Origin of the sequence: Microcoleus sp. B13-B6 (assembly GCF_036705405.1) — a bacterium.
Lineage (GTDB): Bacteria > Cyanobacteriota > Cyanobacteriia > Cyanobacteriales > Microcoleaceae > Microcoleus.
Genome location: NZ_JAUBUJ010000227.1, coordinates 1 through 2,578, shown reverse-complemented (window position 1 = coordinate 2,578; position 2,578 = coordinate 1). Strand labels below are relative to the sequence as shown.

Genomic DNA, 2,578 nt, shown 5'->3' with positions numbered 1-2,578 from the left:
TGTTGACTTTCAATGAACCCCTCTTCAAATGACAGCATATCTATTTTATCTCCTTTGTATTAATTATAAACATTTATCGCAGTCAATAACTCGGATATTGCGTGTGCTTAATCAAAACTTTGAAAGCCGATCGCAAGCAGAACCGACACCAAATCCAGGTAAATAAGTAAGGCGATAGTTGCTTTTAGCCATAGCCCTTGCCTCTCTTGTTGTCCAAGGTTTGACGCTCAGCAAATCGGGTTGAGTTTCCAGTTGCTTTAAATAAGAGCGATCGCCCGTTACAAAGGCGATCGCAATCGCCAGGAATTTACAGCAGCTCAAAGGAGCCTGAACCACCTGCTTTTCAGTAAACCTAACCACAATCCAATTCCACTCTAAGAATAATTGATTGCGGCGCATATCCCTGTCAGCATCGCAACAGTGAGTGGGCTTCTTAGATTTGCCAGCATAAGGTTCATCAATCTCGACATCAATTCCGAGTCCAGATGGAGTGTGAATTACAGTAAAATCTGCTGAATAGCTCCTCTGAGATAACGGAATTTTAAACTCTGCTGCTTGGACAACTTCCTCGAAATATTGCTGTAAGTATTGCAAAAAGCGTTGTTCACTCACTCCTTGCCGAGCTTGAGATGTGCCATTAGGACTAACCCGAAGTGACATCAAATCCTTGAGCGCTCGATTTCTGTGATGTAAGTCAATTTTTACACTTTTAAAAACTGTCTGCAACCCTTCTTTTCCTAGCTTAAAACTAGAAAATTCCTGCTGTTGGTTGGATAATATCTCTTGTTGGTATAATATCTCTTGTTGGGATAATCTTTTTTGTTGGGATAATATCTCTTGTTGGGATAACATCTCTTGTTGTTTGTACTCAAGAACTTGCTGCTTATACCTGGATACCAGCTTTTGGCGACAACCAAACACATAACTATAAGCAGCCGCAATTAAACATGAATAAGCAGCTACTACCAACAGCATTTCCCACCACAGCCAACCCCAAGAAATAGCTAATAGCGGAAGTGCGATCGCACCATAGAGCCAAAACACCCAAATTAACCACAGCAACTTGACAGGTAACACCACAGGTGGTTGAGGCGGAGTCAGCAAAACAACAGGTTGCTCGAATTGTTGAGTTTCTTGAAGTTGGGATGAGGTGGCACAACTAGAAGTTGCCTCTGGCAAAGGATATTGATGGCAGAATTGCATTACCACTTTTGGGTAAAAAACTATAGGATAATTCATAACTTTAAATACTCCTTTTTTTAAGAGCGCGGTCGCGCTATTTTTAAGAAAGTTTTTTGAATTGTATGCAAAAAATCACCCAGTCAAACTCACAAAATTTAACTCATTCTCAACCAGTTAGCAAAATTCAAAAGGACAAACAAATCTCTCTTAAATCCGACCCGGAAACAATGGCTGCGCTTACTCAACTCGAAGAACGCCGCGATTATTATCACACCTGCATCAACGGAGGATACTAAGCATGAATTTAGCCACAGCGACGCTTGCTCAAAGTTCAATAACTGCGGCTCAAGTTTGGCATCAACTAGAATCTGCAGAAAGCTCAGAAGAAATCGACCAACTGCTGCAATCCCTTTGGCAAACCCAAGAAACCCAGGAACTCGCTGTTGATGCCCATGCCGACTTAGCCGACCAAATTGATGCCGAAATTGCAGGAATTACAGCGCGAATGCAGTATTTGATAGAACTGCATTCAAGAGCTCTCAACAAACTCCAGGGGTGGAGAGAGCGCTTAGACAAAACCGTTCTCTACTTCAACGAGTGCGGCGTGTTAACTTCCGAAGTTATTGGCAAACACCGCCGCATTACTGTCAAGGAAAATCCGCCTACCTGTGAAGTTTTGATTGACCCATCTCAACTGCCAGAACCCTATCGCCGAGTCGAAACAAAAATCGTAATTTCTGCCGACAAAAAGGCGATTTCAGACGCTTGGAAACAAGGAATGCCTGTAGATGGCACTAGGGTTTTTCGCAAGCGCAAAGTGGTTTACAGCTTGCTTCCCGGTAACAATTTGCACTCTCTTCAAGCCAACCAGACGCTTGAGAGTCGTTCTTCGGATAAAACGCCGTCCAAAAAACGGCGTTAGCCATCTCTTCAGGTGTCAGGAAGGCCTTGATTTGACACCTGAATTATTAGACATATCCGAATTAGACCCCTCCGAATTATACCATTTATGAAAAGTCATGCAACAGTAGCAACAGTAGGTTGATTTCGTGAAATAAACCCAACGATGCAAATTGTAGCAAGACTTTTTAGAAATGGTATTACAATGTGACACGTTTGTTTTGTAAGAGCGAAGACTTAATTTCGGTCGGTATCTCTTATAAATCAATCCAGTATTGAGGGTTCTCCACTTGTTCTTCGGTGACGTTGAACAACGTTGATGCTCTACCTTTAATAACCCCGTCAGCATCAAAACTCAAACCGCCAAACTGCTGACTGTTTTCACCTTCTCCAAAAGCAACGCGAGCAAGTGCATCGCTATCGCTATCAGAGAAATAATCCCGTTGGCTTTCCATAGCCGTAGTTGTGCGAACTACTTTCACTTTTTTTCTCCACA

The 2,578-nt window shown here is 42.5% G+C and carries 4 protein-coding genes; 2 read left to right on the top strand and 2 right to left on the bottom strand.

The genetic code is table 11. From position 1 onward, the window contains the following. Positions 1-111: 111 nt before the first annotated feature. The gene (locus QUB35_RS38775) at positions 112-1,239 is read right to left on the bottom strand and encodes a hypothetical protein (protein WP_333148364.1); all 1,128 of its coding nucleotides are present in this window, start codon (positions 1,237-1,239) and stop codon (positions 112-114) included. A gap of 65 nt (positions 1,240-1,304) precedes the next feature. Here QUB35_RS38775 and QUB35_RS38770 point away from each other — a divergent pair, with 65 nt between their 5' ends. Together QUB35_RS38770 and QUB35_RS38765 are read left to right on the top strand one after the other, a co-directional pair. Continuing rightward, entirely contained in the window at positions 1,305-1,478 is a 174-nt protein-coding gene (locus QUB35_RS38770) for a hypothetical protein (protein WP_015179625.1), read from the top strand. Between the two features lie 2 nt (positions 1,479-1,480). Further along, positions 1,481-2,104 (top strand): siphovirus Gp157 family protein, encoded by a 624-nt coding sequence (locus QUB35_RS38765; RefSeq protein ID WP_333148362.1) that lies wholly within the window; start codon positions 1,481-1,483, stop codon positions 2,102-2,104. A 235-nt stretch (positions 2,105-2,339) separates the two neighbouring features. On the opposite strand, the gene QUB35_RS38760 is transcribed toward QUB35_RS38765, so the two are convergent. After that, positions 2,340-2,578 (bottom strand): hypothetical protein (locus QUB35_RS38760; RefSeq protein WP_333148360.1); only part of this gene is annotated, 239 nt, incomplete at its 5' end.